This window comes from Hyphomicrobium sp. 2TAF46, from assembly GCF_052114865.1.
Lineage (GTDB): Bacteria > Pseudomonadota > Alphaproteobacteria > Rhizobiales > Hyphomicrobiaceae > Hyphomicrobium_B.
In genome coordinates, this window is the sequence record NZ_JBFRFO010000012.1 from 108,310 (window position 1) to 134,195 (window position 25,886).

At 61.1% G+C, this 25,886-nt stretch carries 23 protein-coding genes; all 23 read left to right on the forward strand.

Features of this window, described 5'->3' with window-relative positions; genetic code table 11:
* Nucleotide 1: 1 nt before the first annotated feature.
* Complete coding sequence (locus AB4Z24_RS21160) at nt 2–643, forward strand: NADH-quinone oxidoreductase subunit J (RefSeq protein ID WP_441711411.1); 642 nt, start codon at nt 2–4, stop codon at nt 641–643.
* The gene (gene nuoK / locus AB4Z24_RS21165; protein ID WP_013948504.1) at nt 640–948 is read left to right on the forward strand and encodes an NADH-quinone oxidoreductase subunit NuoK; all 309 of its coding nucleotides are present in this window, start codon (nt 640–642) and stop codon (nt 946–948) included. Before AB4Z24_RS21160 ends, nuoK begins: the two co-directional genes overlap by 4 nt.
* Nucleotides 949–955: 7 nt before the next feature.
* On the forward strand, nt 956–2,914 hold the full coding sequence (gene nuoL / locus AB4Z24_RS21170) for an NADH-quinone oxidoreductase subunit L (protein ID WP_441711413.1): 1,959 nt from the start codon (nt 956–958) through the stop codon (nt 2,912–2,914).
* Complete coding sequence (locus AB4Z24_RS21175; RefSeq protein ID WP_441711415.1) at nt 2,911–4,410, forward strand: NADH-quinone oxidoreductase subunit M; 1,500 nt, start codon at nt 2,911–2,913, stop codon at nt 4,408–4,410. The genes nuoL and AB4Z24_RS21175 overlap by 4 nt, the downstream gene beginning before the upstream one ends.
* Nucleotides 4,411–5,865 (forward strand): NADH-quinone oxidoreductase subunit NuoN, encoded by a 1,455-nt coding sequence (nuoN, locus tag AB4Z24_RS21180; protein WP_441711416.1) that lies wholly within the window; start codon nt 4,411–4,413, stop codon nt 5,863–5,865.
* Nucleotides 5,866–5,871: 6 nt separating this feature from the next.
* On the forward strand, nt 5,872–6,645 hold the full coding sequence (locus AB4Z24_RS21185) for a biotin--[acetyl-CoA-carboxylase] ligase (RefSeq protein WP_441711418.1): 774 nt from the start codon (nt 5,872–5,874) through the stop codon (nt 6,643–6,645).
* Nucleotides 6,642–8,354, forward strand: a complete 1,713-nt coding sequence (locus AB4Z24_RS21190) for a ribonuclease J (RefSeq protein ID WP_441711420.1) — start codon at nt 6,642–6,644, stop codon at nt 8,352–8,354. The genes AB4Z24_RS21185 and AB4Z24_RS21190 overlap by 4 nt, the downstream gene beginning before the upstream one ends.
* 43 nt (nt 8,355–8,397) lie before the next feature.
* The gene (gene mce / locus AB4Z24_RS21195) at nt 8,398–8,802 is read left to right on the forward strand and encodes a methylmalonyl-CoA epimerase (RefSeq protein WP_441711421.1); all 405 of its coding nucleotides are present in this window, start codon (nt 8,398–8,400) and stop codon (nt 8,800–8,802) included.
* A 39-nt stretch (nt 8,803–8,841) separates the two neighbouring features.
* Complete coding sequence (locus AB4Z24_RS21200) at nt 8,842–9,066, forward strand: DUF1467 family protein (protein WP_441711423.1); 225 nt, start codon at nt 8,842–8,844, stop codon at nt 9,064–9,066.
* 343 nt (nt 9,067–9,409) lie between these two features.
* On the forward strand, nt 9,410–10,942 hold the full coding sequence (gene proS / locus AB4Z24_RS21205) for a proline--tRNA ligase (RefSeq protein ID WP_441711424.1): 1,533 nt from the start codon (nt 9,410–9,412) through the stop codon (nt 10,940–10,942).
* Nucleotides 10,943–11,030: 88 nt separating this feature from the next.
* Complete coding sequence (locus AB4Z24_RS21210) at nt 11,031–12,347, forward strand: lipoprotein-releasing ABC transporter permease subunit (RefSeq protein WP_441711426.1); 1,317 nt, start codon at nt 11,031–11,033, stop codon at nt 12,345–12,347.
* Between the two features lie 5 nt (nt 12,348–12,352).
* Complete coding sequence (locus AB4Z24_RS21215) at nt 12,353–13,063, forward strand: ABC transporter ATP-binding protein (RefSeq protein WP_290990660.1); 711 nt, start codon at nt 12,353–12,355, stop codon at nt 13,061–13,063.
* Nucleotides 13,064–13,153: 90 nt separating this feature from the next.
* Entirely contained in the window at nt 13,154–16,699 is a 3,546-nt protein-coding gene (gene dnaE, locus AB4Z24_RS21220; protein ID WP_441711429.1) for a DNA polymerase III subunit alpha, read from the forward strand.
* 137 nt (nt 16,700–16,836) lie between these two features.
* Nucleotides 16,837–17,094 (forward strand): hypothetical protein, encoded by a 258-nt coding sequence (locus tag AB4Z24_RS21225; RefSeq protein WP_441711431.1) that lies wholly within the window; start codon nt 16,837–16,839, stop codon nt 17,092–17,094.
* 104 nt (nt 17,095–17,198) lie between these two features.
* Nucleotides 17,199–17,546: a hypothetical protein gene (locus AB4Z24_RS21230; RefSeq protein WP_441711433.1), complete on the forward strand. Its 348-nt coding sequence runs from the start codon at nt 17,199–17,201 to the stop codon at nt 17,544–17,546.
* Between the two features lie 372 nt (nt 17,547–17,918).
* A complete protein-coding gene (locus tag AB4Z24_RS21235) occupies nt 17,919–18,908 on the forward strand; it encodes a 30S ribosomal protein S2 (protein ID WP_441711434.1) in 990 nt (329 codons plus the stop codon).
* Nucleotides 18,909–19,013: 105 nt separating this feature from the next.
* Nucleotides 19,014–19,937 carry a translation elongation factor Ts gene (gene tsf / locus AB4Z24_RS21240; RefSeq protein WP_441711436.1) on the forward strand — a complete coding sequence of 308 codons (924 nt, stop codon included), beginning with the start codon at nt 19,014–19,016 and terminating at the stop codon, nt 19,935–19,937.
* A gap of 132 nt (nt 19,938–20,069) precedes the next feature.
* A complete protein-coding gene (gene pyrH / locus AB4Z24_RS21245; RefSeq protein ID WP_441711438.1) occupies nt 20,070–20,801 on the forward strand; it encodes a UMP kinase in 732 nt (243 codons plus the stop codon).
* Between the two features lie 82 nt (nt 20,802–20,883).
* Nucleotides 20,884–21,447: a ribosome recycling factor gene (frr, locus tag AB4Z24_RS21250; protein WP_441711440.1), complete on the forward strand. Its 564-nt coding sequence runs from the start codon at nt 20,884–20,886 to the stop codon at nt 21,445–21,447.
* A gap of 71 nt (nt 21,448–21,518) precedes the next feature.
* Entirely contained in the window at nt 21,519–22,277 is a 759-nt protein-coding gene (locus AB4Z24_RS21255) for an isoprenyl transferase (protein ID WP_441711442.1), read from the forward strand.
* An 11-nt stretch (nt 22,278–22,288) separates the two neighbouring features.
* On the forward strand, nt 22,289–23,161 hold the full coding sequence (locus AB4Z24_RS21260; protein WP_441711443.1) for a phosphatidate cytidylyltransferase: 873 nt from the start codon (nt 22,289–22,291) through the stop codon (nt 23,159–23,161).
* 4 nt (nt 23,162–23,165) lie between these two features.
* Nucleotides 23,166–24,410, forward strand: a complete 1,245-nt coding sequence (gene dxr / locus AB4Z24_RS21265) for a 1-deoxy-D-xylulose-5-phosphate reductoisomerase (RefSeq protein ID WP_441711445.1) — start codon at nt 23,166–23,168, stop codon at nt 24,408–24,410.
* A 60-nt stretch (nt 24,411–24,470) separates the two neighbouring features.
* Entirely contained in the window at nt 24,471–25,613 is a 1,143-nt protein-coding gene (gene rseP, locus AB4Z24_RS21270) for an RIP metalloprotease RseP (protein WP_441711447.1), read from the forward strand.
* Nucleotides 25,614–25,886 lie beyond the last annotated feature (273 nt).

The window sequence follows — 25,886 nt, forward strand, 5'->3', positions numbered from 1 at the left end:
CATGGCATCGGTGCTCTTTTTCTATCTCTTTGCAGTGCTCGCGGTGGCGGCGGGCGCTTCCGTCATTCTGACGAAGAATCCCGTCCACGCCGTCCTGTTCCTGATCCTGGCGTTCTTCAACGCTGCAGGACTTTTCGTTTTGCTCCAGGCCGAGTTCCTGGCGATGCTGCTCGTCATCGTCTACGTCGGCGCAGTTGCCGTGCTCTTCCTGTTCGTCGTGATGATGCTCGACGTTGACTTCGCCGAGCTGAAAGCCGGCTTCATCAAGAATGCCAAGGTCGGCGCGCTCATCGGCGGCGTCGTGCTGGTGGAGCTGATTGCGCTGTTCGGTTATCGCGGGTTCACGGTGTCGCCAGTGATGAACCCGTCGGCACCTATTCCGGCCAGCGTCACGAATACCCGCGCGCTCGGTGAGATCCTCTATACCCAGTACGTCTACTACTTCCAGGGAGCCGGGCTCATCCTGCTCGTCGCAATGATCGGCGCCATCGTGCTGACGCTCAAGCACCGGCAAGGCGTCAAGCGTCAATCGATCAGCGCACAGGTCGCACGCGGACCCGCGACGGGTCTCGAAGTCGTCAAGGTCCCGAGCGGTGGTTCGGTCATCCCGCCAGCCGTCAAACATCCGGAGGCTGCCGAATGACCATAGGTCTCGGACATTATCTCGTTGTGGCCGCGTGCCTCTTCACGCTCGGCATCTTCGGAATCTTCCTGAACCGCAAGAACGTCATCGTCATCCTGCTCTCGATCGAGCTGATGCTTCTGGCGGTCAACATCAACCTCGTCGCGTTCTCTCATTTCAATGGCGACCTCGTCGGCCAGGTCTTCGCGCTCTTCGTGTTGACGGTCGCCGCGGCCGAATCCGCCATCGGTCTCGCGATCATGGTCGTCTACTTCCGCAACCGCGGCTCCATCGCGGTCGAAGACATCAACATGATGAAGGGGTGAGGCGGGCATGATCTACGCCGCCATCGTTTTTCTGCCGCTTGCGGGCGCTCTGATCGCAGGTTTGTTCGGCCGTGCCATCGGCGATCGGGCAAGCGAAGCCGTCACGACCGCGTTCCTGCTGATCGCCGCCGCACTGTCGTGGGTCGCGTTCTTCCAGGTCGCCCTGGGACACGAGACGCACGACGTCCAACTGCTGCGCTGGATCACGTCGGGCGAACTCGACGTGTCATGGGCGCTCAAGATCGACACGCTGACGTCCGTCATGCTCGTCGTCGTAACGACCGTCTCATCGCTCGTGCATCTCTATTCCATCGGCTACATGCACGAAGACCCGTCGCGGTCGCGCTTCTTTGCCTATCTCTCGCTCTTCACCTTCGCGATGCTGATGCTGGTGACGAGCGGCAATCTGGTGCAGATGTTCTTCGGCTGGGAAGGCGTCGGCCTCGCGTCGTACCTCCTCATCGGCTTCTGGTATCAGAAGCCATCTGCTAATGCGGCCGCGATAAAGGCGTTTATCGTCAACCGCGTGGGTGATTTCGGCTTCTCGCTCGGCATCTTCGGGCTTTTCTTCGTCTTCCACACCGTCAATCTCGATGCGCTGTTCGCCGCCGCGCCAAGTGCCGTCGGTAAGACGTTCAATTTCGCGGGGCACGACGTCGATATCCTGACGACGCTCTCGCTGCTGCTTTTTGTCGGCGCGATGGGCAAGTCCGCTCAGTTCCTGCTCCACACGTGGCTGCCGGACGCGATGGAAGGGCCGACGCCCGTCTCCGCGCTCATTCATGCCGCGACGATGGTGACGGCCGGTGTGTTCATGGTCGCGCGCTTGTCGCCGATCTTCGAACTGGCACCCAATGCGCTCATGTTCGTGACGTACATCGGGGCGATCACGGCATTCTTCGCCGCAACCGTCGGCCTCGTGCAGAATGACATCAAGCGCGTCATCGCCTATTCGACGTGCTCGCAGCTCGGCTACATGTTCGTTGCGTGCGGGATCGGCGCGTACGGCGCCGGCATTTTCCATCTCTTCACACACGCCTTCTTCAAGGCGTTGCTGTTCCTCGGCGCGGGCTCGGTCATTCACGCCATGCATCACGAGCAGGACATGCGCGCGATGGGCGGACTGCGGAAGAAAATCCCCTGGACGTTCGCTGCGATGCTGATCGGCACGCTCGCCTTGACCGGCGTCGGCATTCCGCATCTCGCGGGCTTTGCAGGCTTCTATTCGAAGGACGCCATTATCGAAGCTGCTTACGCGGCCAATACGCCGAACAACTTCGCGTTCTGGCTCCTGGTCATCGCGGCGCTGATGACGTCGTTCTACTCTTGGCGTCTCGTCTTCATGACCTTCTATGGCGAAACGCGCGCCGATCATCATACCTACGATCATGCGCACGAAAGCCCGCCGACGATGATGGTGCCGCTCTTGGTTCTGTCGCTCGGCGCGGTGCTGGCCGGTATCCTCTTCGCCCCGTATTTCATCGGCCACGACGAAAGCGCGTTCTGGGGCGCGGCCCTCTTCCGCGGCGAGCACAATCATATCCTGCATGAGATGCACGAAGTGCCGGAGTGGGTCTCCTATTCGTCGCTGATCGCGATGATCGCGGGCTTTGCGATTGCCTGGGTCTACTACATCGGAGCGCCCTGGCTGCCGGCGGCGACGGCGCGGGCATTCCGCCCGCTCTACCTGTTCCTGCTGAACAAGTGGTACTTCGACGAGCTCTACAATCTGATCTTCGTGCGACCCGCATTCGCTATCGGCCGCTTCCTTTGGAAGGACGGTGACGGCGCCGTCATCGACGGCGCAATCAATGGCACGGCCACCGGCGTCGTGCGCATCACCGACCGCGTCGTCAAGCTGCAGACGGGCTACATGTACCACTATGCCTTCGCGATGCTGATCGGCGTCGCGGCCATCCTGACATGGCTCACTTACAACGGGCTCTTTGGCGGGGTGCTCAAATGAGCAACATTCTTTCGGTCGTCACCTTCCTGCCGCTCGTCGGTGCGTTGCTGATCGCGACGCTCAATGCCGAAGCGAAGGGCAACGCGCGCTGGATCGCGCTGTGGACCACGCTCGTCACCTTCGCGGTGTCGCTGCTCATCTGGATCAATTTCGATACGAATACCGCAGGCTTCCAGTTCGTCGAGGAGCACGCCTGGCTCGGACCGCTGAAGTATAAAATGGGCGTCGACGGCATCTCCATGCTGTTCGTCATCCTGACCACATTCCTGATGCCGCTCTGCATTCTCGCGAGCTGGGTGTCCGTTCAGGATCGCGTCAAGGAATACATGATCGCGTTTCTCGTGCTGGAAACGCTGATGCTCGGCGTCTTCTGCGCGCTCGACATGGTTCTCTTCTACCTCTTCTTCGAGGGCGGCCTGATCCCGATGTTCATCATCATCGGCGTCTGGGGCGGCAAGCGGCGCGTCTACGCGAGCTTCAAGTTCTTCCTCTACACGTTGCTCGGCTCGGTGCTGATGCTGCTCGCCATGATGGCGATGTACTGGCACGCGGGCACGACCGACATCCCGACGTTGCTGCAAACGAAGTTCCCGCCGGACATGCAGTGGTGGCTCTGGATAGCGTTCTTCGCGTCCTTCGCAGTGAAAATGCCGATGTGGCCGGTTCACACCTGGCTTCCCGACGCGCACGTCGAAGCACCAACGGCCGGATCGGTCATCCTTGCCGGCATTCTGCTGAAGATGGGCGGCTACGGCTTCCTGCGTTTTTCGCTGCCGATGTTTCCGAACGCCTCGGCGGAACTCGCATCCTTCGTCTTCACCCTTTCGATCGTCGCGATCATCTACACCTCGCTCGTCGCGCTGGTGCAGGAAGACATCAAGAAGCTCATCGCCTATTCGTCTGTCGCCCACATGGGATACGTGACGATGGGCATATTCACGGCGTCCCAGCAGGGTATCGACGGCGCGATCTTCCAGATGCTCTCGCACGGCATCGTTTCATCTGCTCTCTTCCTTTGCGTCGGCGTCATCTATGACCGGACGCATACGCGCGAGATTGCAGCCTACGGCGGCCTTGTCGAACGGATGCCGAAATACGCCTTTGCGTTCATGGTGTTCACGATGGCGAACGTCGGCCTGCCCGGAACCAGCGGCTTCGTCGGCGAATTCCTGACGCTGCTGTCGGCGTTCAAGGCCAACACGTGGGTCGCGATTCTGGCGACGACCGGCGTCATTCTGTCGGCAGCCTACGCGCTCTATCTTTATCGTCGCGTGATTTTCGGCGTGCTGGAAAAAGCGAGCCTCAAGAAGCTTCTCGATCTCTCTCCGCGCGAGATCGCGATCCTCGCGCCGCTTGTGATCCTCACCATTTTCTACGGCCTCTATCCCGCTCCCGTGCTCGACGTGACGGCGACGTCGGTGAAGAACCTCGTGCAAAACTATCAATCCGCTCAGGGGACGGCGGCCGCATCGGCGGCGCCTCAAGGAACCCATTAAATGGATAGCTCGGTCCTATATGTCATTCTGCCGGAGCTGATACTCGCGCTCGGCGCCATCGCGCTTCTAATGATCGGCGTCTTTTCACCGAATGGCGAAACGTCGGGCCGCAACGTCACATGGCTTGCGATTGCCGTGCTCGTCGCGGCCGCCGTCGCCGTGTTCGAAGGTAGCGGATCATCCGCCATTTTCGGCGGCGCATTCGTTTCCGATAGCTTCACGCGCTTCCTGAAGATTGTCATCCTCATCGGCGCTGCGTTGACGCTGCTGATGACGTTCGACAGCTTCGGCCGCGCCAAGCTCCTGCTGTTCGAATATCCGGTGCTCGTGCTGCTCGCGACCCTCGGCATGCTGATGATGGTCTCGGCGAATGACCTCATCGCGCTTTATCTCGGCCTCGAGCTTCAATCCTTGGCGCTCTATGTCGTCGCCGCGTTCAAGCGTGACGACGTGCAATCCAGCGAAGCCGGCCTCAAGTATTTCGTCCTCGGCGCGTTGTCGTCGGGCATGCTGCTCTACGGTGCCTCGATGCTCTACGGCGTGACGGGCTCGACGAGCTACGCGACCATCGCCGCCGTGGCGAAAATGCCGGAAATGGCTGCCAACATCGGCCTGACCTTCGGGCTCGTGTTCGTCCTCGTCGGCTTAGCGTTCAAGGTTGCCGCCGTGCCGTTCCACATGTGGACGCCGGACGTCTATCAGGGCGCGCCGACGCCCGTTACCGCATTCTTTGCCGGTGCGCCGAAGATCGCCGCCATGGCGCTGCTTCTGCGCTTTACCCAGGCCGCGCTCCCGGGCGTCTCGTCGCAATGGGAACAGATCATTATCTTCGTCTCGATCGCCTCGATGGCGCTCGGCTCATTTGCGGCCATCGGCCAGACCAACATCAAGCGGCTGCTCGCCTATTCCTCGATCGGCAACGTCGGTTTCGCGTTGATCGGCCTCGCGGCGAACAACACTGAAGGCACCGCCGGTGTTCTCATTTATCTCGTGATTTACGTCGCGATGACGCTCGGCGCCTTCGCCTGCGTTCTCGCGATGCAGCGTAACGGCCGTTTCGTCGAAAGCATCTCCGATCTTTCGGGCCTCGCGAAAACCAACCTGACGTTCGCGACAATACTCGCTGCGCTGATGTTCTCGCTGGCGGGCATTCCCCCGCTCGCCGGTTTCTGGGCGAAATGGTACGTCTTCCTACCGGCGATCAAGGCGGGTCTCTATCCGCTGTCGGTCATCGGCGTCGTCACGAGCGTCGTCGGCGCCTACTACTATTTGCGGGTCGTGAAGATCATGTTCTTCGACGAGCCGGCGGAGGGCTTCTCGCCGACCGAAGGCCGAACCTTCGCAGTAATGGCGCTGTCGGCGGCTTTCGTCGTGGCGTTTGTTCTGCCCTTTGTCGGCGGAACCGTGGTAGATGCGGCGACGGCGGCAGCTTCGGTGCTGGTGCCGGCTCACTAGCCATTTATGAACGGCCATTCTGTGCCTCGCATCATCCATCTCGCTGAGACCGGATCAACGAACGCCGATGCCATGCGTCTTGCCCTCGGCGGGGAAGAACTCCCCTTGTGGGTCGTCGCCGACAGCCAGACCGGTGGCCGGGGCCGATCCGGCCGCACCTGGGTTTCACGGCCGGGTAACCTTCACGCCAGCGTCGCGTTCCGGTGCGGCGCGCCGCTCGATAAGGCGGGCCAATTGTCACTACTTGCTGGAATTGCGGTGATAGACGCCGTTCGAACAACAATGGATCTTGCGCCGGGAACCGATCTTCGCCTCAAATGGCCGAACGATATTTTGATAGGAAGTGCCAAGGCCGGAGGAATCCTGGTCGAGAGCACGTCCGCTCGCATAGGCCCCGGCTTTTTAGCGATTTTAGGTTTTGGATTGAATTTGATCACCTCACCCGACACGCTTGGCCGTGCAGTCACGGCTTTCAGCCAACATGGGAATATTCCCAAGCCGCTCGCATTCACCGAGACGCTGTCAGAAAAGATCTTCTTCTGGCTAGACCGTTGGCAGGAGGGGCAGGGCTTCCCCGCCATCCGCGAGGCGTGGATCGAACGCGCAGGCGCGATGGGTGAGCCCATCATCATCAACACCGCCGCCGGACCCTTATCTGCAACCTATCAGGGGCTTTCGGAAACGGGTGCCCTGCGCGCGGATATCGACGGCGAGATCAAGGAAATCAGCTACGGCGACGTCATGCTCGTCGGGCAGGTCGCGGGCGATGGAACTCCATGAGCGATCGCGCCTCGCCTTCGCGATCGGGAAGCGTGAAGCCCGACGAACTCGTATTTGCGGCGCTCGGCGGCCTCGGCGAGATTGGCATGAATGTCTATCTCTACGGCTTCGGGCCGCCGAGAGCGCGCACCTGGCTGATGGTCGATCTCGGCGTCACCTTTCCTCATGAGAGCGAACCCGGCGCCGATGTCGTGCTGCCCGACCTTCGTTTCATCGTTGCCGAACGAAAAAATCTCGCCGGACTCGTGCTGACTCACGCGCACGAAGATCACGTCGGCGCCGTTATCGATCTCTGGCCATCGCTCGAATGTCCGATCTTCGCGACGCCGTTCACGGCCGGAATGCTGAAGACGAAGCTCGGCGAATTCGGCGGCTCGCAAACCCTGCCGATCAAGGAGGTGCCGCTCGGCGGCCGCTTCAACGCCGGTCCTTTCGACGTTGAATTCGTGAGCCTCACGCATTCGATCCCCGAGCCGAACGGTTTGGCGATCCGCACGCCGGCCGGGCTGGTCTTCCACACCGGCGATTGGAAGCTCGATCCAACGCCCGTCGTCGGCAGACCGCACGATGCAGCGCGGCTGGAGCAACTCGGCAACGAAGGCACGCTCGCGTTGATCGGCGACTCGACGAACGCGATGCGCGAAGGCCGTTCGGCTTCGGAAACCGACGTGGCCAAGACGCTGCAAAAGCTCATCGCCGACGCACCGCGCTGTGTCGCCGTAACGCTCTTCGCGTCGAACGTCGCCCGTGTCGCCTCGATCGTGGCCGCTTGCAATGCCGCGGGCCGGACTCTTGTCGTTGCCGGGCGCGCGCTTCATCGCATCATCGAAGTCGCGATCGAGACGGGCTATCTCCCGAAAGGGTTCACCTATCTCGATCAGCAGCGCTTCTCGGATCTACCGCGAGACAAGGTCGTCGTGCTCTGCACCGGCAGTCAGGGCGAACCACGCGCGGCGATGGCGCGCGTCGCCGAAAACGAGCATCCCGATATTTCGCTCGACAAGGGCGATCTCGTCATCTTTTCCTCGCGCACCATTCCCGGAAACGAGAGAGCCGTCTCGCGCATACAGAATGGTTTGGCCCGCCTCGGCGTCGACGTCATCACCGACGCCGAAGCACTCGTGCACGTAACGGGTCATCCGCGTCGCGACGAATTGAAGGACATGTACGCCTGGATCCGCCCGAAGATCGCCGTTCCGATGCATGGCGAAGCGCGGCACCTGAAGGCGCACGCCCGGCTCGCGCGCGAATGCGGAGTGAGCGAAACATTTTCGATCGTCGATGGCGATCTCTTGAAGCTTTGGCCCGCGCCCGCGGCCGTCATCGATGAGCTGCCGGTCGGACGCCTGTTTCGCGATGGTAACCTGATCGTTCCGGACATCGAAGGGCCGGTGAAGAGCCGCCGCAAGCTGTCGTTCGTTGGCATAGCGGTCGTCTCGATGGCGCTATCGCGGCGCGGCGAAATCATCGCCGAGCCGGGCGTCGTGCTCGAAGGCATACCGGCCGCCGACCAAGACGGGGAATCGATGCGCGAAATCGTGCTCGACGCGATCGACGGCACGCTCCGCTCGATTCCGCCGAAGCGGCGCGGAGACCACGCCATGGTTCAGGATGCAGTGCAGCGTGCCGTGCGTTCCGCAATTAACGAGGCATGGGGCAAGAAGCCGGTTGTCAAAGTGCTCGTCTCCGTGGTGGATGGCCGAAACTAAATCGCCGTAACATTTCGCCCTTTGCCGTGCCGGAGACCGAAGCATGATTGGACGCCTTAACCACGTCGCCATAGCTGTCAAAGACCTCGCAAAGGCTTCCGGCGTTTATAAAAATGCCCTCGGCGCGAAGGTCGGTCCGGCGCTTGCGCAACCGGAGCACGGCGTCACCGTCGTTTTCATCGAGCTTCCGAACACCAAGATCGAGTTGCTCGAACCGCTTGGTGAAGGTTCGCCGATTGCAAAATTCCTCGAAAAATCTCCCGACGGCGGAATTCACCATGTATGCTACGAGGTGGATGATATCATCGCCGCGCGCGACCAGTTGAAGGCTCAGGGGGCTCGCGTGCTCGGCGATGGCACACCGAAGATCGGCGCACACGGCAAGCCCGTGCTGTTCCTGCATCCGAAGGACTTCTGCGGCACCCTCGTCGAGTTGGAGCAGGTCTGAAGCAGCTCCGGTGCGGTTTGGAAAATAGGGGTTAGTGTGATGCGTACGTCCGTAGCGGTCGCGACATTCTTTTGCCTGTGGTTCATCACGCTGTTCGCTGTGCTGCCCTTCTTTGCGAAGACACAGGGCGAGGCCGGTGAGGTCGTCCCCGGCACCCCCGAAAGCGCTCCTCACAAAATGAACGTCTTCAGGCTCTTCTGGGTCAATACAATCGTTGCCGCCATCACCTTCGCCGGCGTCTATGCGGTGATCGCGAATATCTGAGACCGCTCCTCCCAGGGCCCGATTGAAGCGCCAATCGAATCACCTGGCGTCCGGAATTTCTGCGCGCCAGCGCTCACCCGGCCCACGGCACCCGCTACTGCGCCACGTCTATCCATCGGGGCGGACGCGCAAATCCCTCCAGTTGAACCTGTGGCCCGGCCGCTTTGCATCGTTGCAACGCCAGCATGAAAAGGCTATTCGGCTGGGGCTCAATTCCTGACTTTCGAGAGACTAAGGCGCGGCTCGCCCGCGCGGATTTAACGAGCGAGCCCGCAATGCGCATGTCCAAGGCCTTATCCTGCTGTCCGTCCCGTTCGCGCGCTGGCGCGCCGGAGGCCGCACGATGAGCAAGCGAGCCCTTTCCGTCACCCGCGAGCAGAACTTTCCGGACTGGTATCAGGCGATCGTCCGCGACGGCGACATGGCCGAGACGAGCCCTGTCCGCGGCTGCATGATCATCAAGCCGTGGGGTTGGGGCGTCTGGGAACGCATCCAGGCCGAGCTTGACGCCCGTATCAAGGACACCGGCCACGACAACTGCTACTTCCCGCTTTTCATCCCGATGAGCTTCCTCGCGAAAGAGGCGGAGCACGTCGAAGGTTTCGCCAAGGAAATGGCGGTCGTCACGCATCACCGCCTGAAAAACGAAGGCGGCAAGCTGGTGGTCGATCCCGACGCCAAGCTCGAAGAGCCGCTGATCGTCCGCCCGACGTCCGAGACCATCATCGGCGATGCATTTCAGCGCTGGATCAAAAGCTATCGCGATCTGCCCCTGCTCATAAACCAGTGGGCGAACGTCGTCCGTTGGGAAATGCGCACGCGCCTTTTCCTGCGCACGGCGGAGTTTCTCTGGCAGGAAGGGCACACCGCCCACGCCGACCGCGAGGACGCTGTCGCCGAGACGCTGAAGATGCTCGAAGTCTATCGCACGTTTGCGGAGGACGTTCTGGCGATGCCGGTCATCGCGGGCGAAAAGCCGGCGAACGAGCGTTTCCCCGGTGCCGACAATACCTATTCGATTGAAGCGATGATGCAGGACGGCAAGGCCCTGCAGGCCGGCACGTCGCATTATCTCGGCACGCACTTCGCCGAGGCGCAGAACATCCAGTTCCAGAATGCGAAAGGTGAGCTCACCTATTGCCACACGACGAGCTGGGGCGTCTCGACACGCCTGATCGGCGGCGTGATCATGACCCACGGCGACGACGATGGTCTGCGCCTGCCGCCGATGATCGCTCCGCGCCAGATCGTCCTTGTCCCGATGCTGCGTGAGAAGCCGGAAGACGCCGAGCTCATCGCCTATTGCGCCGCTCTCGAGAAAGATCTGAAGGCCGCCGGCATCCGCACGCTTGTCGACGTAAAGCCGATCAAGTCTGCGGAGAAGCGCTGGAACTGGGTGCGCCGCGGCGCACCCGTCATCGTCGAGATCGGCGGCCGCGATGCGAGCGGTGGCAACGTCACCTTCATGCGGCGCGACCGATTGCGCGACGGCGATAAGGTCATCTCGCACACGCTGCCGCGCGCTGATTTCGTCACGGGCGCGCCCGCGCTCCTGCAGGTAATTCAGGCAAACCTCTTCAACGAGGCAAAGGCGCGCCTCGATGGCAACATCATCTCGAATATCAAGTCGTTCGAAGAGCTTGAAGCCTACTTCGGGCCCGGTGAAGGCGACGACGAGGCGGGCGCCTTCAAAGGCTGGGTGCGCGTGCCTTGGTCGCGCCCCGAAGGCGCGGCACTCGAAAGCATCGCAGATCGGTTGAAAGCCCTGAAGCTGACGATCCGCAACGCGCCGCTGGAGCAGGGGAAAGTCACGGGGGCATGCTTCTTCACCGGCGAGGCGGCGAAGGAATTCGTGCTGATAGCACGCGCATACTAAAACGGCTGCAATTCGGTCATACGGCCTTAACTGCGACACAGGGAGCTGCGATGCGGCGCGCGATTGAGGTAACGGCGGTGGGACCACGATGACTGTTTCAGGGCACAGCGAAGCCTCGGCTGGATTGGCTGGGGAACGGGCGGCATCCGGCAGCACGGCACCATTTTCGGCCTTCGAGTGGATGATCGCGGGACGCTATCTCCGCGCACGGCGCAAGGAAGGCTTCATCTCGGTCATCGCCGGTTTTTCATTTCTCGGCATCATGCTCGGCGTGGCGACGCTCATCATCGTCATGGCTGTGATGAACGGCTTCCGGCACGATCTGTTCGGCAAGATCATGGGCCTCAACGGCCACGTCATCGCGCAGAAGATCGGCGACCCGTTCACCGATTATTCCGAAGTCGCAAGCGCCATTTCGAAAGTGCCCGGCGTCGTCATCGCCATGCCCGTAATCGAAGGACAGGTGATGGTTTCCTCGAGCACGCAGGCGCTCGGCGGCCTAGTGAGAGGTGTGCGCGAGGCTGATCTGAAATCGCTGAAGCTCGTTGCGGACAACGTCCGCGCCGGCACGCTCGATGGCTTCGACAAGCAGAGCGGCATCGCGATGGGCGTGCGCCTGGCGAACCAGCTGCGCGTTGGGCTCGGCGATACGGTGACGCTCGTCTCGCCGCGCGGAGCCGCGACCCCGTTCGGAACCGCGCCCCGTTCGAAGGCCTATCAGATCACGTCGATCTTCGAGTTGGGCATGTCCGAATACGACCGCATGATGATCTTCATGCCGCTGCCCGAAGCACAGAAGTATTTCTCGAAGAACGGCGAGGTCGACGTCGTCGAAGTCGTCGTCGATCGCCCCGATGATGTCGATCGTTACAACGCACTGATCAAGGACGCGGGCGGCCCATCGATCACCGTCAACGATTGGCGCCAGCGCAACGAGACATTCTTCAACGTGCTCGCCGTCGAGCGAAACGTGATGTTCATCATCCTCTCGCTCATCGTGCTCGTCGCCGCGCTGAATATCATCTCCGGGCTGATGATGCTCGTGAAGGACAAGGGCCGCGATATCGCGATCCTGAGAACCATGGGCGCGACCAAAGGCGCCGTGATGCGGATATTCCTGATTACCGGCGCGTCCATCGGCGTCGTCGGCACGCTCGCGGGTCTCGTCCTCGGCGTCGTCTTCTGCTGGAACATCGAGAGCATCAAGAACTTCGTATCGTGGGTCTCCGGCACGACAGTCTTCGATCCGAGCGTCTACTATCTGACGAAATTGCCCGCCGAAATCGATATCCACGAAACGGGAGGCATCGTCCTGATGGCGCTTCTGCTGTCGGTCATCGCGACGATCTATCCGTCGTGGAAGGCGTCGAAGCTCGATCCGGTTGAAGCGTTGCGGTACGAGTGAGATACATGGACACCAGATCTGTCGCGCCGATTTTGCAGCTCGAAAACGTCACGCGATCTTTCCGCCAGGGCGAAAAGGAGATCGTGGTTCTGCAAGGTGTCGATGCGGTGCTTTGGCCCGGTCAGGCCGTTGCACTCGTCGGACCCTCCGGCGCCGGTAAATCGACGCTGTTGCACATCACGGGATTGCTGGAATCGCCGACCAGCGGCCGCGTGATCATCAATGGCCGCGACTGCGCGACGCTTTCCGAAGCCGAACGCACGAAGCTCCGCAGACGAGAGATCGGTTTCGTCTATCAGTTCCATCAGCTGTTGCCGGAATTCAGCGCGCTTGAAAACGTCGTCATTCCGCAGCTCATCCTAGGGACCAGCCGGAAGGCTGCCGATGCTCACGCGCGCGAGCTGCTGGCAAGCGTCGGACTTGCAGGACGGGCAGAGCATCGTCCAGCCGAGCTATCGGGCGGCGAACAGCAGCGCACCGCCATTTGCCGGGGACTTGCCAACAGCCCGCGGCTTCTGCTCGCCGACGAACCGACCGGCAATCTCGATCCGCATACGTCAGAGCATGTGTTCCGTCAGCTGATCGATGTCATTCGCCGCCAGGGGGTTGCCGCGCTGATCGCGACCCACAATCTGGAGCTTGCGAGCCGTATGGACCGCGTTTTGCAGGTCCATGAGGGGCGCCTCGTCGAGATCTCGCTGGCTCATACACGCTGAATTTCGAGCACCTAAACGGCTTATGCTCGCAGCTGTGCGGCATCGGCGCCTTTCGCTTGCGACTAGCCGTCGGGTACATAACCTAGCGCCATGGAACACGCGATTCGCCCGCCCGCACGAAACCCGAAGTTCATCCACCTCAAGGTGCATTCGGCCTACTCGCTGCTCGAAGGCGCGCTTCCGATAACGAAGCTCGCCAAGCTCGCGACGGCGATGAACCTTCCGGCACTCGGCCTGACGGATACGAACAATCTCTTCGGCGCACTCGAATTTTCCGAGAAGCTGTGGGGCGCGGGCGTGCAGCCGATTTCCGGCACGACCATCGATCTCGATTTCGGCGACAATCGTGACAGCGGTACGGCCGTTCTCAAGGCGATGAGCAATGAGCCGCGCGTGAAGCCTGCCGGCAAGCTCGCGCTGCTCGCCATGAACGCTGAGGGTTTCGCCAACCTCATGCGGCTTTCCAAAGCCCTGAATTTCGAACCGTCGCCCGACGAGCCCGCACACATCAAAGTCGCGCGCCTGGAAGAGATGTCGGCAGGGCTCATTGCGCTGACCGGCGGCCCGCAAGGCCCGATCGATGCCGCCCTTCGCGACGGCCAGCATGAGCAGGCCGTCGAGCGGCTGAAGACGCTCGAGAAGATTTTCGGCAACCGGCTCTACGTTGAGCTTCAACGGCACGGTCTTCCCGAAGAAGCGGAAGTCGAACCGCAGCTCCTCGAGCTTGCCTACGCGCGCGGCCTGCCGATCGTCGCCACGAACGAATGCTATTTCGCCGCTCGCGGCGACTACGAAGCACACGACGCCCTTCTGTGCATCGCTGATGGCCGCTACGTCGTCGAAGACAATCGCCGCCGCGCCAGCCCCGAGCATTATCTCAAAACCGAAGACGAGATGGCGGCGCTGTTCGCGGATCTGCCGGAGGCGCTGCAGAACACGGTCGAAATCGCCATTCGCTGTGCGTTCCGGCCGGAGGGAAAAAAGCCGATCCTGCCGCGCTTCGTCGCTGCCGACGATAGCCTGAGCGAGATCGAAAATTTCCGCCTAGAGGCCGCGGAACTGAAGAGCCAGGCGATCGCGGGGCTGAAAGTCCGCCTTGAAGCGCACGGCCCCGCGCAGGGCTTTACCGTCGAGGATTACGAAAAGCGCCTCGCCTACGAGGTGGACGTCATCACGCAGATGAAGTTCCCTGGCTACTTCCTGATCGTTGCCGACTTCATCAAATGGTCGAAAGCGAACGGCGTGCCTGTCGGTCCAGGCCGTGGCTCGGGCGCCGGCTCGCTCGTCGCTTATGCGTTGACGATCACCGATCTCGATCCGCTGCGTTTCGGCTTGCTCTTCGAACGCTTTCTCAATCCCGAGCGCGTCTCGATGCCGGACTTCGACATCGACTTCTGCCAGGAAAAACGCGATCGCGTCATCGACTACGTGCAGAAGAAATACGGTGACGATCGCGTCGCGCAAATCATCACGCACGGAAAGCTGCAGGCGCGCGCCGTGCTGCGCGACGTCGGCCGCGTGCTGCAGATGCCCTACGGTCAGGTCGATCGGCTCTGCAAGCTCGTACCGAACAATCCCGCAAATCCGGTAACGCTGCGCGAGGCGATCGACGGCGAGCCCAAGCTCCAGGAAGAACGCGACAGCGAACCGATCGTCGCCCGTCTGCTCGAAATCGCCGAAAAGCTCGAAGGCCTCTATCGCCACGCCTCGACCCACGCCGCCGGCATGGTGATCGGCGACAGGCCGCTCGAAGAGCTCGTGCCGCTCTATCGCGATCCGAAATCGAACTTCCCGATTACGCAATACAACTGGAAAATGGTCGAGGCGGCGGGCCTCGTGAAGTTCGACTTCTTGGGCCTCAAGACGCTGACCGTTCTTGAAAAGGCCGTGCAGCTCATCAAGCGCGTGCGTGGTATTACCGTCGACCTTCCGAGTTTGCCGCTCGACGACGTGCCCGCTTACGAGATGCTTGCCAAGGCCGATACGGCCGGCGTGTTCCAGCTCGAAAGTACGGGCATGCGCGAAAGCTTGAAGCGCCTGAAGCCCGACCGCTTCGAGGACATCATCGCCATGGTGGCGCTCTATCGGCCCGGCCCGATGGACAATATCCCGACGTACATCAACCGCAAGCACGGCGAAGAGCCGGTCGACTGCCTGCATCCGATGCTGGAAGGCATCCTGAAGGAAACCTACGGCGTCATCATCTATCAGGAGCAGGTCATTCAGATCGCTCAGGTGATGGGCGGCTATACCCTCGGACAAGCCGACCTGTTGCGGCGCGCGATGGGTAAGAAAGACAAGGCCGAGATGGCGAAGCAGCAAGCGCGCTTCGTCGAAGGCGCCCTCGCCAACGGCGTCAAAAAGGAAGACGCAATTTATATCTTCGAGCTGGTCGATAAGTTCGCCGGCTACGGCTTCAACAAATCGCACGCGGCCGCTTATGCGCTCGTCAGCTATCACACCGCCTATTTGAAGGCGAATTTCCGCGAGGAATTCTTCGCGGCATCGATGACGCTCGATATGGGCAACACTGACAAGCTCGCGATGTTTGCGTCCGAAGCGCGAAAGTCCGGTATTAAAATGCTGCCGCCGTGCGTCAATCAATCGGGCGTCGATTTCGGCGTCGAACCGCCCTCGGGCGATTCAAAATTGGGCGCTATCCGCTATTCGCTCGCGGCGTTAAAGAACATCGGTGCGGGCGCCGTCGAGGCAATTGTCAGTGAGCGCAATACCGGCGGCCCATATACGTCGCTCGGCGATTTTGCGGGGCGCGTCGACGCGAAGGCGATGAATAAGCGCGCAGTCGAAACGATGGCCAAGGCTGGCGCGTTCGACAGTCTGAATTCCAATCGCGCTCTCGTTGCCGCTAACGCCGATACGATCCTCGCTTCGGCTCAGCGGCGGACGGCCGACGCAGCGCAGGGCATCACGGATCTGTTTGGCTCGGGCGGGAAGCCTGCCGATCTGGTGTTGCGCGCGACGCCGGCGTGGACGGGCATGGAAAAGCTCTCCGCTGAATTCGAGGCGATCGGCTTTTATCTTTCCGGCCATCCGCTCGACCAATACGATCGCGTGCTTGGAAAGCTCGGCGTGAAGCGGGTCAGCGAGTTCGAGGCTTTGGTGATGCGTGGCGCAACTGCGGGACGCCTCGGAGGCATCGTCATTGCGGCGCGCGAGCGGCGCTCTCAGAAGGGCAACAAGTTCGCATTCGCCACCTTCTCTGACGCGACCGGACAGTTTGAGGCGATCATCTTTTCGGACACGCTGGCCGCGAGCCGGCATCTGCTCGAGCCGGGAACGCCGGTGATCGTCTCGGTCGAAGCCGAGCGCGACGGCGAAACGATGAAATTGCGTGTGCAATCAATAGAAGAGCTGGATAAGGCCGCTGCCGCCGTGCCGCGCAATTTGAAGCTCGTGCTTGATCGCAAGTCCGTGCTCGCGAAGGCCGCGCCTGTTTCCGACGTCGGCAAATTTCTGAAGCCGAATCCGCGCGGCGGAGAAATTCGCATTGTGCTTGCGCTCGATGATCGCAACCGCGAAATGGAATTCCTATTGCCGGGCCGATATGATGTTTCCCCGCGTGAAGCCCTTCGCATTGAAGCGCTGCCAATCGTTTCGGAAATCATCGAGGTCTGAAACCGGCGGTTGCGAATCGAAATATTTTGCGACTGTCAAAAAATATTTCTCACCATCATCGACGGCTTTTTTCTCGAATGGACGTTAAGAAGCCAGACGTGAGAGACGCGTCTGATTTCTCGATAGGAGCCTATCCAATGAAAAAGAGCTTGATTGCTGCGGCGACGCTCGCAGCCATCACCCTCGGCGCCGCAGGCGCTGCCAACGCCGGAGTGGCCGGTGCCGGTCTGAACGGCATCAGCACCCACGCCGAAAAATCCGTTGCCGAACAGGTTCACTACAACAAGCGCTATTACAAGCGCTATCACAAGCGCCCCTACTGGGGCGGCCACCGTCACGGAAAGAAGTGGGTCTGCCGCTACCGTCACGGCCACCGGCACTGCTTCTGGCGCTAAGCGTCCCTGACGTAATCGAAGGCAGCGCGCTGGCGCTGCCTTCTTCTGACACAGTTTGCGTACATAGCTCCGCTCCATTGAGCTAGCCAAATAAGAGGCAAAACATGTCCAAGTTCTACGCCGCCCTGGTCGCTGGATTGCTGCTCGCTCCGGGCGTTCACGCTGCCGACCAAAAATTGGGCGCTGCCGATATCAAGAAGAATCTCGAGGCGGCCGCATCCGACCCGGCAAAGGTCAAAGCCTATTGCGCAATGTCGAAGAAAATGGACGAGATCGGCGACGACGAGAAGAAAGCTCAAGCTGCTGGCGATGAAATCGACGGCTATTTCAAGACGCTCGGCGACGATTTCGAGAACGCATGGGACGCAGGCCAGGACGCTGCCGACGGATCGGCTGAAGCAACCGCGATGGACCAGGCTGTATCGACCCTCGACGGCAAGTGCAGTAAGTAAGTCGACGTCGACCGCCTCGCCTGCATCACTGCACCCGCCTAACCGCCGATAAAATAGCCTGAAAAATCATAGGCGCACTGCGAGCCGCGGCAATGACCGCCGGTCGCGGTGCGTTTTTTCTTCAATAAGCGGGCGAGGGGAAGATGGGCCTCGGGCCCTCCCGAATCCGGGCACGGCGATCAAACGTCACCCGTGGGTTGCGCAATCGGACGATCCCCCGTATATAGCCGCCATCTCACACGCGAGACGCTCGCGCAATGCGGATGAAAAGCCCCGCATCGTGCTCCGGTGGAGACGAGCTAAGACCCTGAAAAGGCTAGCAAATCTCTTCTCAAGTCTCGCGGAGGTCTAACCGGAAAAGGAAACGTTACGATGGCACTTCCTGCCTTCAACATGCGTCAGCTATTGGAAGCTGGCGTTCACTTCGGCCACCAGGCCCACCGCTGGAACCCAAAGATGGCACCGTTCATCTATGGGTCGCGCAACAAAATCCACATTCTCGATCTGACGCAGACGGTGCCGCTGTTGCATCAGGCGCTGCTCAAGGTCTCCGACACCGTCGCAGGCGGTGGTCGCGTGCTGTTCGTCGCGACGAAGCGCCAGGCGTCCGAGGGCATCGCTGAAGCCGCAAAGCGCAGCGCCCAGTATTTCATCAATCACCGTTGGCTCGGCGGCACGCTGACCAACTGGAAGACCGTTTCGCAGTCGATCCGCCGTCTTCGCCAGCTCGACGAGATTCTTGCCGATCCGCAGGGCCGCACGAAGAAGGAAATCCTGAACCTCACGCGCGAACGCGACAAGCTCAACCAGTCGCTCGGCGGCATCAAGGACATGGGCGGCACGCCGGATCTCCTCGTCGTCATCGACACGAACAAGGAATCGATCGCCATCCAGGAAGCACGCAAGCTTGGCATCCCGATCGTCGCGATCGTCGATACCAACTGCGATCCGGACGGCGTCGATTATCCGGTTCCGGGCAACGACGACGCTGGCCGCGCCATCACGCTGTATTGCGATCTGATGGCACGCGCCGCTCTCGATGGTCTCGAGCGCTCGCAGGGCGCCGCCGGCGTTGACGTCGGTGCATCCGAAACGCCGCCCGCTGAGGACCTGCCGAAGGTCGTCTTCAAGGGCATTGAAGCGCCGCGCGGCGAAGCTGATGACCTGAAGCGCATCACCGGCATCACACCGAAGATCGAGCAGCGCCTGAACGATACCGGCGTCTACCATTTCTGGCAGATCGCCGACCTCACTCCGGAGTACGCCGAGTCGCTCGACCGTCAGCTGAAGCTCAGGGGTCAGATCGCCAAGGAAGACTGGGTCGCTCAGGCCAAGAAGCTCGTCGAGGCAGCCACCGTCTGATCGGCGTTGGCACCTGACATCGAACTGACGTGCTTCTGAAGCACGACTGTGAATGAACTGATATGAGGCGCCCATCGTGGCGCCTCGAACCTCATAGGTGACAGAATGACGACGATCACCGCCGCAGATGTGAAAAAGCTGCGCGATATGACCGGCGCCGGCATGATGGATTGCAAAACGGCGTTGACCGAAACCAACGGCGATATCGAAGCCGCTGTCGATTGGCTCCGCAAGAAGGGCCTGTCGAAAGCCGCGAAGAAGTCCGGCCGCGTCGCCGCCGATGGCCTCATCGGCATCGTCGCGAAGGGCCGCGAAGGCGCTGTCGTCGAGGTGAACTCCGAGACCGACTTCGTTGCCCGCAACGAGCAGTTCCAGACGCTTGTCCGCGAGATCACCGCGCTGGCCCCGGCCGCGAAGGGCGATCTGAAGGCGCTTTTGGCTGCAACCTATCCCGGCAGCAAGAACACCGTCGAGACGACGATCCAGGAAGCCGTGGCAACGATCGGCGAGAACATGACCGTTCGCCGGACCGCGGCGCTCGCCGTCAAGGATGGCGTCGTCGCCGACTACGTCCACAACCGCGTGGCTGACGGCCTCGGCAAGATCGGCGTGCTCGTCGCGCTCGAAAGCGCTGGCGACGAGCCGACGCTGTTCGAACTCGCGCGCATGATCGCGATGCACGTCGCCGCGACAAGCCCCGTTGCCCTCGACATCGCCGAGGTGCCCGCCGAAGTGATCGAGCGCGAGAAGGCAATTCTCGCCGACAAGAACCAGGGCAAGAAGCCGGACGTTCTCGAGAAGATCATCTCGGGCGGCATCAAGGCTTTCGCCAAGGAGAACTGCCTGCTCGAGCAGCAGTACATCCACGACACCACCAAGACGGTCGCTCAGGCCGTCAAGGAAGCCGAGAGCAAGGCCGGTGCGCCGATCAAGGTCACGGGCTTCATCCGCTTCGCGCTCGGTGAAGGCATCGACAAGAAGGAAGAGGACTTCGGCGAGGAAGTCCGCAAGCTCGCGAGCGGCGGTTGAGCTTTTGCCCGGTCGAATGGCCGGGTAGGCTGGCCGGAATCGTCCAAGCGCGTTAGGTATCAGCCGGCCGGTCCCTGCGACCGGCCGGTTTTTCATGGCTAGTCAATTGTCGTGCCGATGGGAGTGAAGCGGATGCCTGGAGCGCAGGGTCTCAAATACAAGCGGCTGCTGGTGAAGCTCTCCGGCGAAGCTCTGATGGGCGCGCAACCCTACGGCATCGACATGTCCGTCGCCGACCGTTTGTCGAACGATGTGGCCGCCGCAGTCGCGGAAGGCGCCGAAATTGCCATTGTCGTGGGCGGGGGCAATATTTTCCGCGGACTGACCGGCGCGGCGAAGGGCATGGATCGCGCCACGGCCGATTACATGGGCATGCTGGCGACCGTGATGAACGCGCTGGCCTTGCAGAATGCGCTCGATCATCGCGGCGTCCAGGCTCGCGTCCTCTCGGCCATTCCGATGCCGACGGTGTGCGAGAGCTATATCCGTCCGAAGGCCTTGGCCTACCTCGCCCGGAGCAACGTCGTCATATTTGCGGCGGGGACGGGAAACCCCTTTTTCACGACCGACACGGCGGCCGTCCTTCGTGGCATCGAGATGAATTGCGACGCCGTCCTCAAGGCGACCCAGGTCGACGGCGTCTATTCCGCCGACCCGAAGAAGCATAAGGACGCGGTCCGCTACGATAAGCTGACCTATTCGGAAGTTTTGGCCAAGGATCTCAAAGTGATGGACGGCGCGGCCATTGCCCTTGCCCGCGATAACGGACTTCCGCTAATTGTGGTCTCGATCGAAGAACCCGGAAATCTCTTGAAAGCTCTGCGCGGGGAAGCGCGCCAGACCCTTATCGAGGGAACCGGCTGAAAGCCGCTGAAAGCCCCGTCCTCGCGCCGCCTTCTGCGGCGGCGATGGTTTTGAGCTTTCGAGCGCTTGGAGGAATAGGAAAATGGCACTCGCAGATCACGACATCAAAGAAATTGAAAAGCGCATGCGCGCCTCGATCGACGCTCTGAAGCGCGAGTTCTCGGGCCTTCGCACCGGTCGCGCCAGTGCCAACTTGCTCGATCCTGTCCAGGTGATGGTCTACGGCTCGCGCATGCCCTTGAACCAGGTCGCGACGGTTTCCGTGCCCGAGCCGCGCATGATCACCGTTCAAGTCTGGGATCGCAGCAACGTCATCGCCGTCGATAAGGCGATCCGTGAAGCGAACCTCGGCCTCAACCCCATCACCGACGGTCAGATTCTCCGCCTGCCGATCCCGGCGCTGACAGCCGACCGCAGGCAGGAACTGGTCAAACTTGCCCATAAATATGCCGAGCAGGCCAAGGTTTCGATCCGCAACGTCCGGCGCGAAGCAATGGACGTTCTGAAGAAGCTTGAGAAAGACGGCAAAATGAGCCAGGACGACCATCGGGGCAATTCCGAGAAGGTCCAGGAGCTGACGGATCGTCTCATCAAGGAGATCGACGGGACTCTCGTCACAAAGGAAGCCGAAATTCAGAAGGTTTGATCTCCTGCTCTTTTGGGAGCAGGAAGGCATGCAAGTGATACTGAGATCTTGATCCCAGGGGCCATTCGACAGTGGCGGCAGCAGCGAAGCCTACCGACGATGGGTCCGGAATTCTCGTCCCGCCGCGTCATGTCGCTATCATCATGGACGGGAACGGGCGGTGGGCGCGTGATCGCGGATTGCCGCGAGCGCTGGGACATCGCCAGGGTGTCGAAGCCGTCCGCCGCGCTGTCCGCGCCGCGATCGAGCTGAAGATCACGTATCTGACAATCTTCAGCTTTTCGTCCGAGAACTGGAAGCGCCCGATCGAAGAGGTCGACGATCTCATGGGCCTGATGAAGCGGTTCATCAGGCGCGATCTTGCCGAGCTGCATGAGGCCGGGGTTTGCATCCGGGTGATCGGACAGCGTCAGCACGTCGACAGCGAGCTGACGACGCTGATCGACGAAGCCGTCGAGCTGACCCGTGGCAACGATGTTTTGACGCTCGTCATTGCCTTCAATTACGGCTCGCGTTCCGAGATCGCAGGCGCCGCGCGCAAGCTTGCCGAGCAAGTGGCGGAAGGCAAGCTGCATCCCTCGGACATCACCGTCGAACGCATCGCCAACGCGCTCGACACATCCGGCATCCCCGATCCCGATCTCTTGATCCGGACATCGGGTGAGATGCGGCTATCGAACTTCTTGCTCTGGCAAACGGCCTATTCGGAATTCGTCTTTCTGGACTGCTACTGGCCGGACTTCGACAAGGCCGCCTTCGAAATCGCCATCGAAGAATTTCGCTCGCGTGAGCGCCGCTTTGGCGGCCTCTCCAAACGCTCGACCGCTTGAGGGCCAGGACGATGCCGGCCGAGGGTCCCGAAAATCAACGACAGTTTCCTTGGGGCGCACTCGACTTCATCCCGCAAGAGCTGAAGCTGCGCATCGTATCGGGCGTCGCCATCGCGATTATTGCCTTCGTCATGCTCTACTGGAGCCCGGAAGCTTTCATAGTGCTGACGTTCCTAGTCGCCGCGGCGATGAGCTGGGAGTGGGGCCGCATAGTCAGGGGTGACATGCCGGACCGCGCCCTTATCGCTCACATCGCTGCAGTCTTCGTAGCCGCAATCTATGTGCTCAACGATATGGCCGGTTGGGGCGTTGCCGTGGCGCTCGTGGGTGCGGCCGTGGTTGCAGCTCTTGCCATAGGAACCGGCCGGGCGCGGCTTTCGGGCGCTGGCGTGTTCTACACGGCCTTGCCGGTCGTGGCGCTCGGATGGCTCCGGTCGGATGAACCGCTCGGCTTTCTCGCAACGCTTTTCGTGGTGCTGTCCGTCGCCGTGACGGACATCGCCGCCTACGTCTCCGGACGAACCATCGGCGGCCCGAAGCTCTGGCCCGAGGTTTCGCCGAACAAGACGTGGTCAGGTCTCTTGGGCGGCATTATCACCGCAGCCGTCGCCGGTTTTCTGTTTGCATTTTTCACCGGGACTGGCAGCCCCGGATGGCTTGCGAGCCTCGGTCTTGCCATAGGATTGGTGGCCCAATGGGGCGATCTGGCAGAATCGGCATTGAAGCGGCATTTCGGATTGAAGGACGCAGGTGACTTGATACCGGGGCACGGCGGGTTCATGGATCGCATGGACGGCCTCGTCACCGCGAGCATCCTGGCGGCCTTGATCGGCTTCGGCATCGATGCTTTTGCTCCCGCACGCGCACTCCTCTACGGATCATAGGCGAATGGCAGTGACAGCTAGCGTTCCTTCTCGATTGACTGGGCTGGCGTCGGCCGCGCGTCCCGGACCTGCGGACGTATCCCGGCCGATGCGCCTCTCCGTCCTCGGCGCGACGGGCTCGATCGGCACGAGCACGCTCGATCTCGTCGCGCGCAACCCGAGCCGCTTTGAGATTGTCGCGGTGACGGCCCAATCGAACGCCGGTGAGCTTGCTTCCATCGCGCGCAAGCACAAGGCGAAGCTGGCGGTGATCGGCGACGAAAGCCGCTTGAGCGAATTGAAGGACGCGTTGGCCGGAACCGGCATCAGAGCCGCGGGCGGCGCCGAGGCGCTTGTCGAAGCGGCGCTCGAGCCCGCCGATTGCGTCATGGCGGCCATCGTCGGCGCAGCCGGATTGCGGCCGACGTTTGCTGCTGCATCGCAGGGAGCCCGCGTCGCACTCGCGAACAAGGAATGTCTCGTCTCTGCCGGACATGTCTTCACGGCCGCGGTCGCGCGCTCCGGCGCCGAGTTGTTGCCTGTGGACAGCGAGCATTCCGCGGCTTTTCAGGCGTTGGTCGGCGCCGATCCGAGCGCCATCGAGAAGATCGTATTGACGGCGTCCGGCGGCCCGTTCCGCACCTGGACGTACGAGCAGATCCAGGCCGCGACGCCCGAACAGGCGTTGAAACATCCGAACTGGTCGATGGGCGCAAAAATCACGATCGACAGCGCCAGCCTGATGAACAAAGGCCTCGAACTGATCGAGGCGTTTCACCTGTTTCCCATTTCGGTCGACGCGTTGGACTGCATCGTCCACCCGCAATCGATCGTCCATTGCTTGGTGAGCTACGTCGACGGCTCGGTGCTGGCCCAGATGGCGGCGCCCGATATGCGCACACCCATCGCCGTCGCGCTCGCCTGGCCCGACCGCATGGTCGCACCGACCGAGAAGCTCGACCTCGCCCGCCTCGCGACGCTGACGTTCGAGCCCCCTGATGAAACCCGTTTTCCGGCGTTGCGCGTTGCCAAAGCGGCGATGCAGCGAGGCGACACGGCCCCCGCGGTTTTGAATGCCGCCAACGAAATCGCGGTTAAGGCCTTCCTTGACCGCCGGCTCAAGTTTTTGGACATTGCCGCCCTCGTCGAGGAAACACTTGACGCAGCGGAGCGGCAGGGCGCGATTTGCCCCGCCGAAACCCTGGACGATATACTGGCCGTAGACGAGTTGGCTCGCTATCTGTCGGAAGACAAACTCAGTAGCTATTAGGGTTCGCGGGCGCAGGCTTTTCGACCCCGCTGTTCGAAACAGCACTCAAAGGATTTTCAAATGGAATTTTTGACGTCGGTCGCAGGTGGGATCTGGCAATACGGGATCATGTTCTTGCTCGTACTGACGCTGGTCGTGTTCATTCACGAGCTCGGCCATTTCCTCGTGGCGCGCTGGTGCGGCGTTACGGTCAAAGCCTTCTCGATCGGCTTTGGCCCTGAAATATATGGGTTTTACGATAAGCATGGCACGCGCTGGCGCTTCGCCTGGATCCCGCTGGGCGGTTACGTCAAGTTCATCGACGACGACAACGCGTCCTCCTTCGGAGGCGAGAAGAAGCTGTCTCCGGCCGAGAAGGCAGGGGCGTTCCATTCGAAGTCCGTCGGAGCGCGCGCGGCCGTGGTTGCGGCGGGACCGCTCGCCAATTTCCTCCTCGCCATTGTGCTCTATTCGGCCCTCAATGCCACTGTCGGCCTGCATATTTTGCCGCCGCTGGTCGATGCGGTCGTCGCCAACTCGCCGGCCGAGAAGGCCGGTTTCAAGCCCGGCGACATGATTCTCGCCATCGACGGCGCGAAGATCGCAAAGTTCGATGACCTGCAGCGCATCGTCGGCTCGAGCGCCGGAGAAGAGTTGAAGTTTACCATACAACGTGGCGAAGATACCCTTGTGCTCAATGCAACCCCAAGTGTTGACGAGCAGAAGGACGCCATGGGGCGTACATTCCGCCGCGGCCTTATCGGCATTCAGCGCGCGATTTCCCCAGATAAAGTGAAAACGGTTCAGGTTGGTCTGCCGGAAGCCGTAATGCTCGGCGTGTCCGAGACATACGGCAATTTAACGCAGACGCTGGCTGGCCTTCGGGACATCATCACCCACCGTCAATCGGCCGAGCAAATGGGCGGCCCGATCATGATGGCCGAGGTCACGGCCAAAGTTGCGGAACTCGGCATCGAGCCGATGTTGCGTTGGATCGCCTTCATTTCGGCGAACATTGGCTTCTTGAATTTGCTGCCGATACCGGTTCTCGATGGCGGACACCTTATGTTCTACGCCGTCGAAGCAATACGCCGGAAGCCAGCGAGCGAACGCCTTCAGCAAATGGGCTTTCAGGTCGGTTTGGCGCTGTTGATGATGTTGATGGTTTTCGTGAATTTCAACGACATTTTGAACGTTTGGCGGCGTTTGACGGGTACCGGCTGAATCCATGCGGAATCCTGAGTGAGTGGCGTAAACTTACCACTTTGCGGAGGCTTTCTGAATCGTTAAAAGCGTGATGGTGCGCAGCAGGTTAGGACTTCGAATCGGGGGGCCGAATTGAAGTCGTGAGTTGCAGCGCTGGGGAACTAAGAGCCTTAACGACCATAAGAAACTTCAAAAAAGACCAGTAAGACCTATAAAAAACGACGAACGAGAATACGCATGAGTGTGACGCTGCCGCCGACAGCTCGCATGTGAATTTGGGGGTCGGCGGCA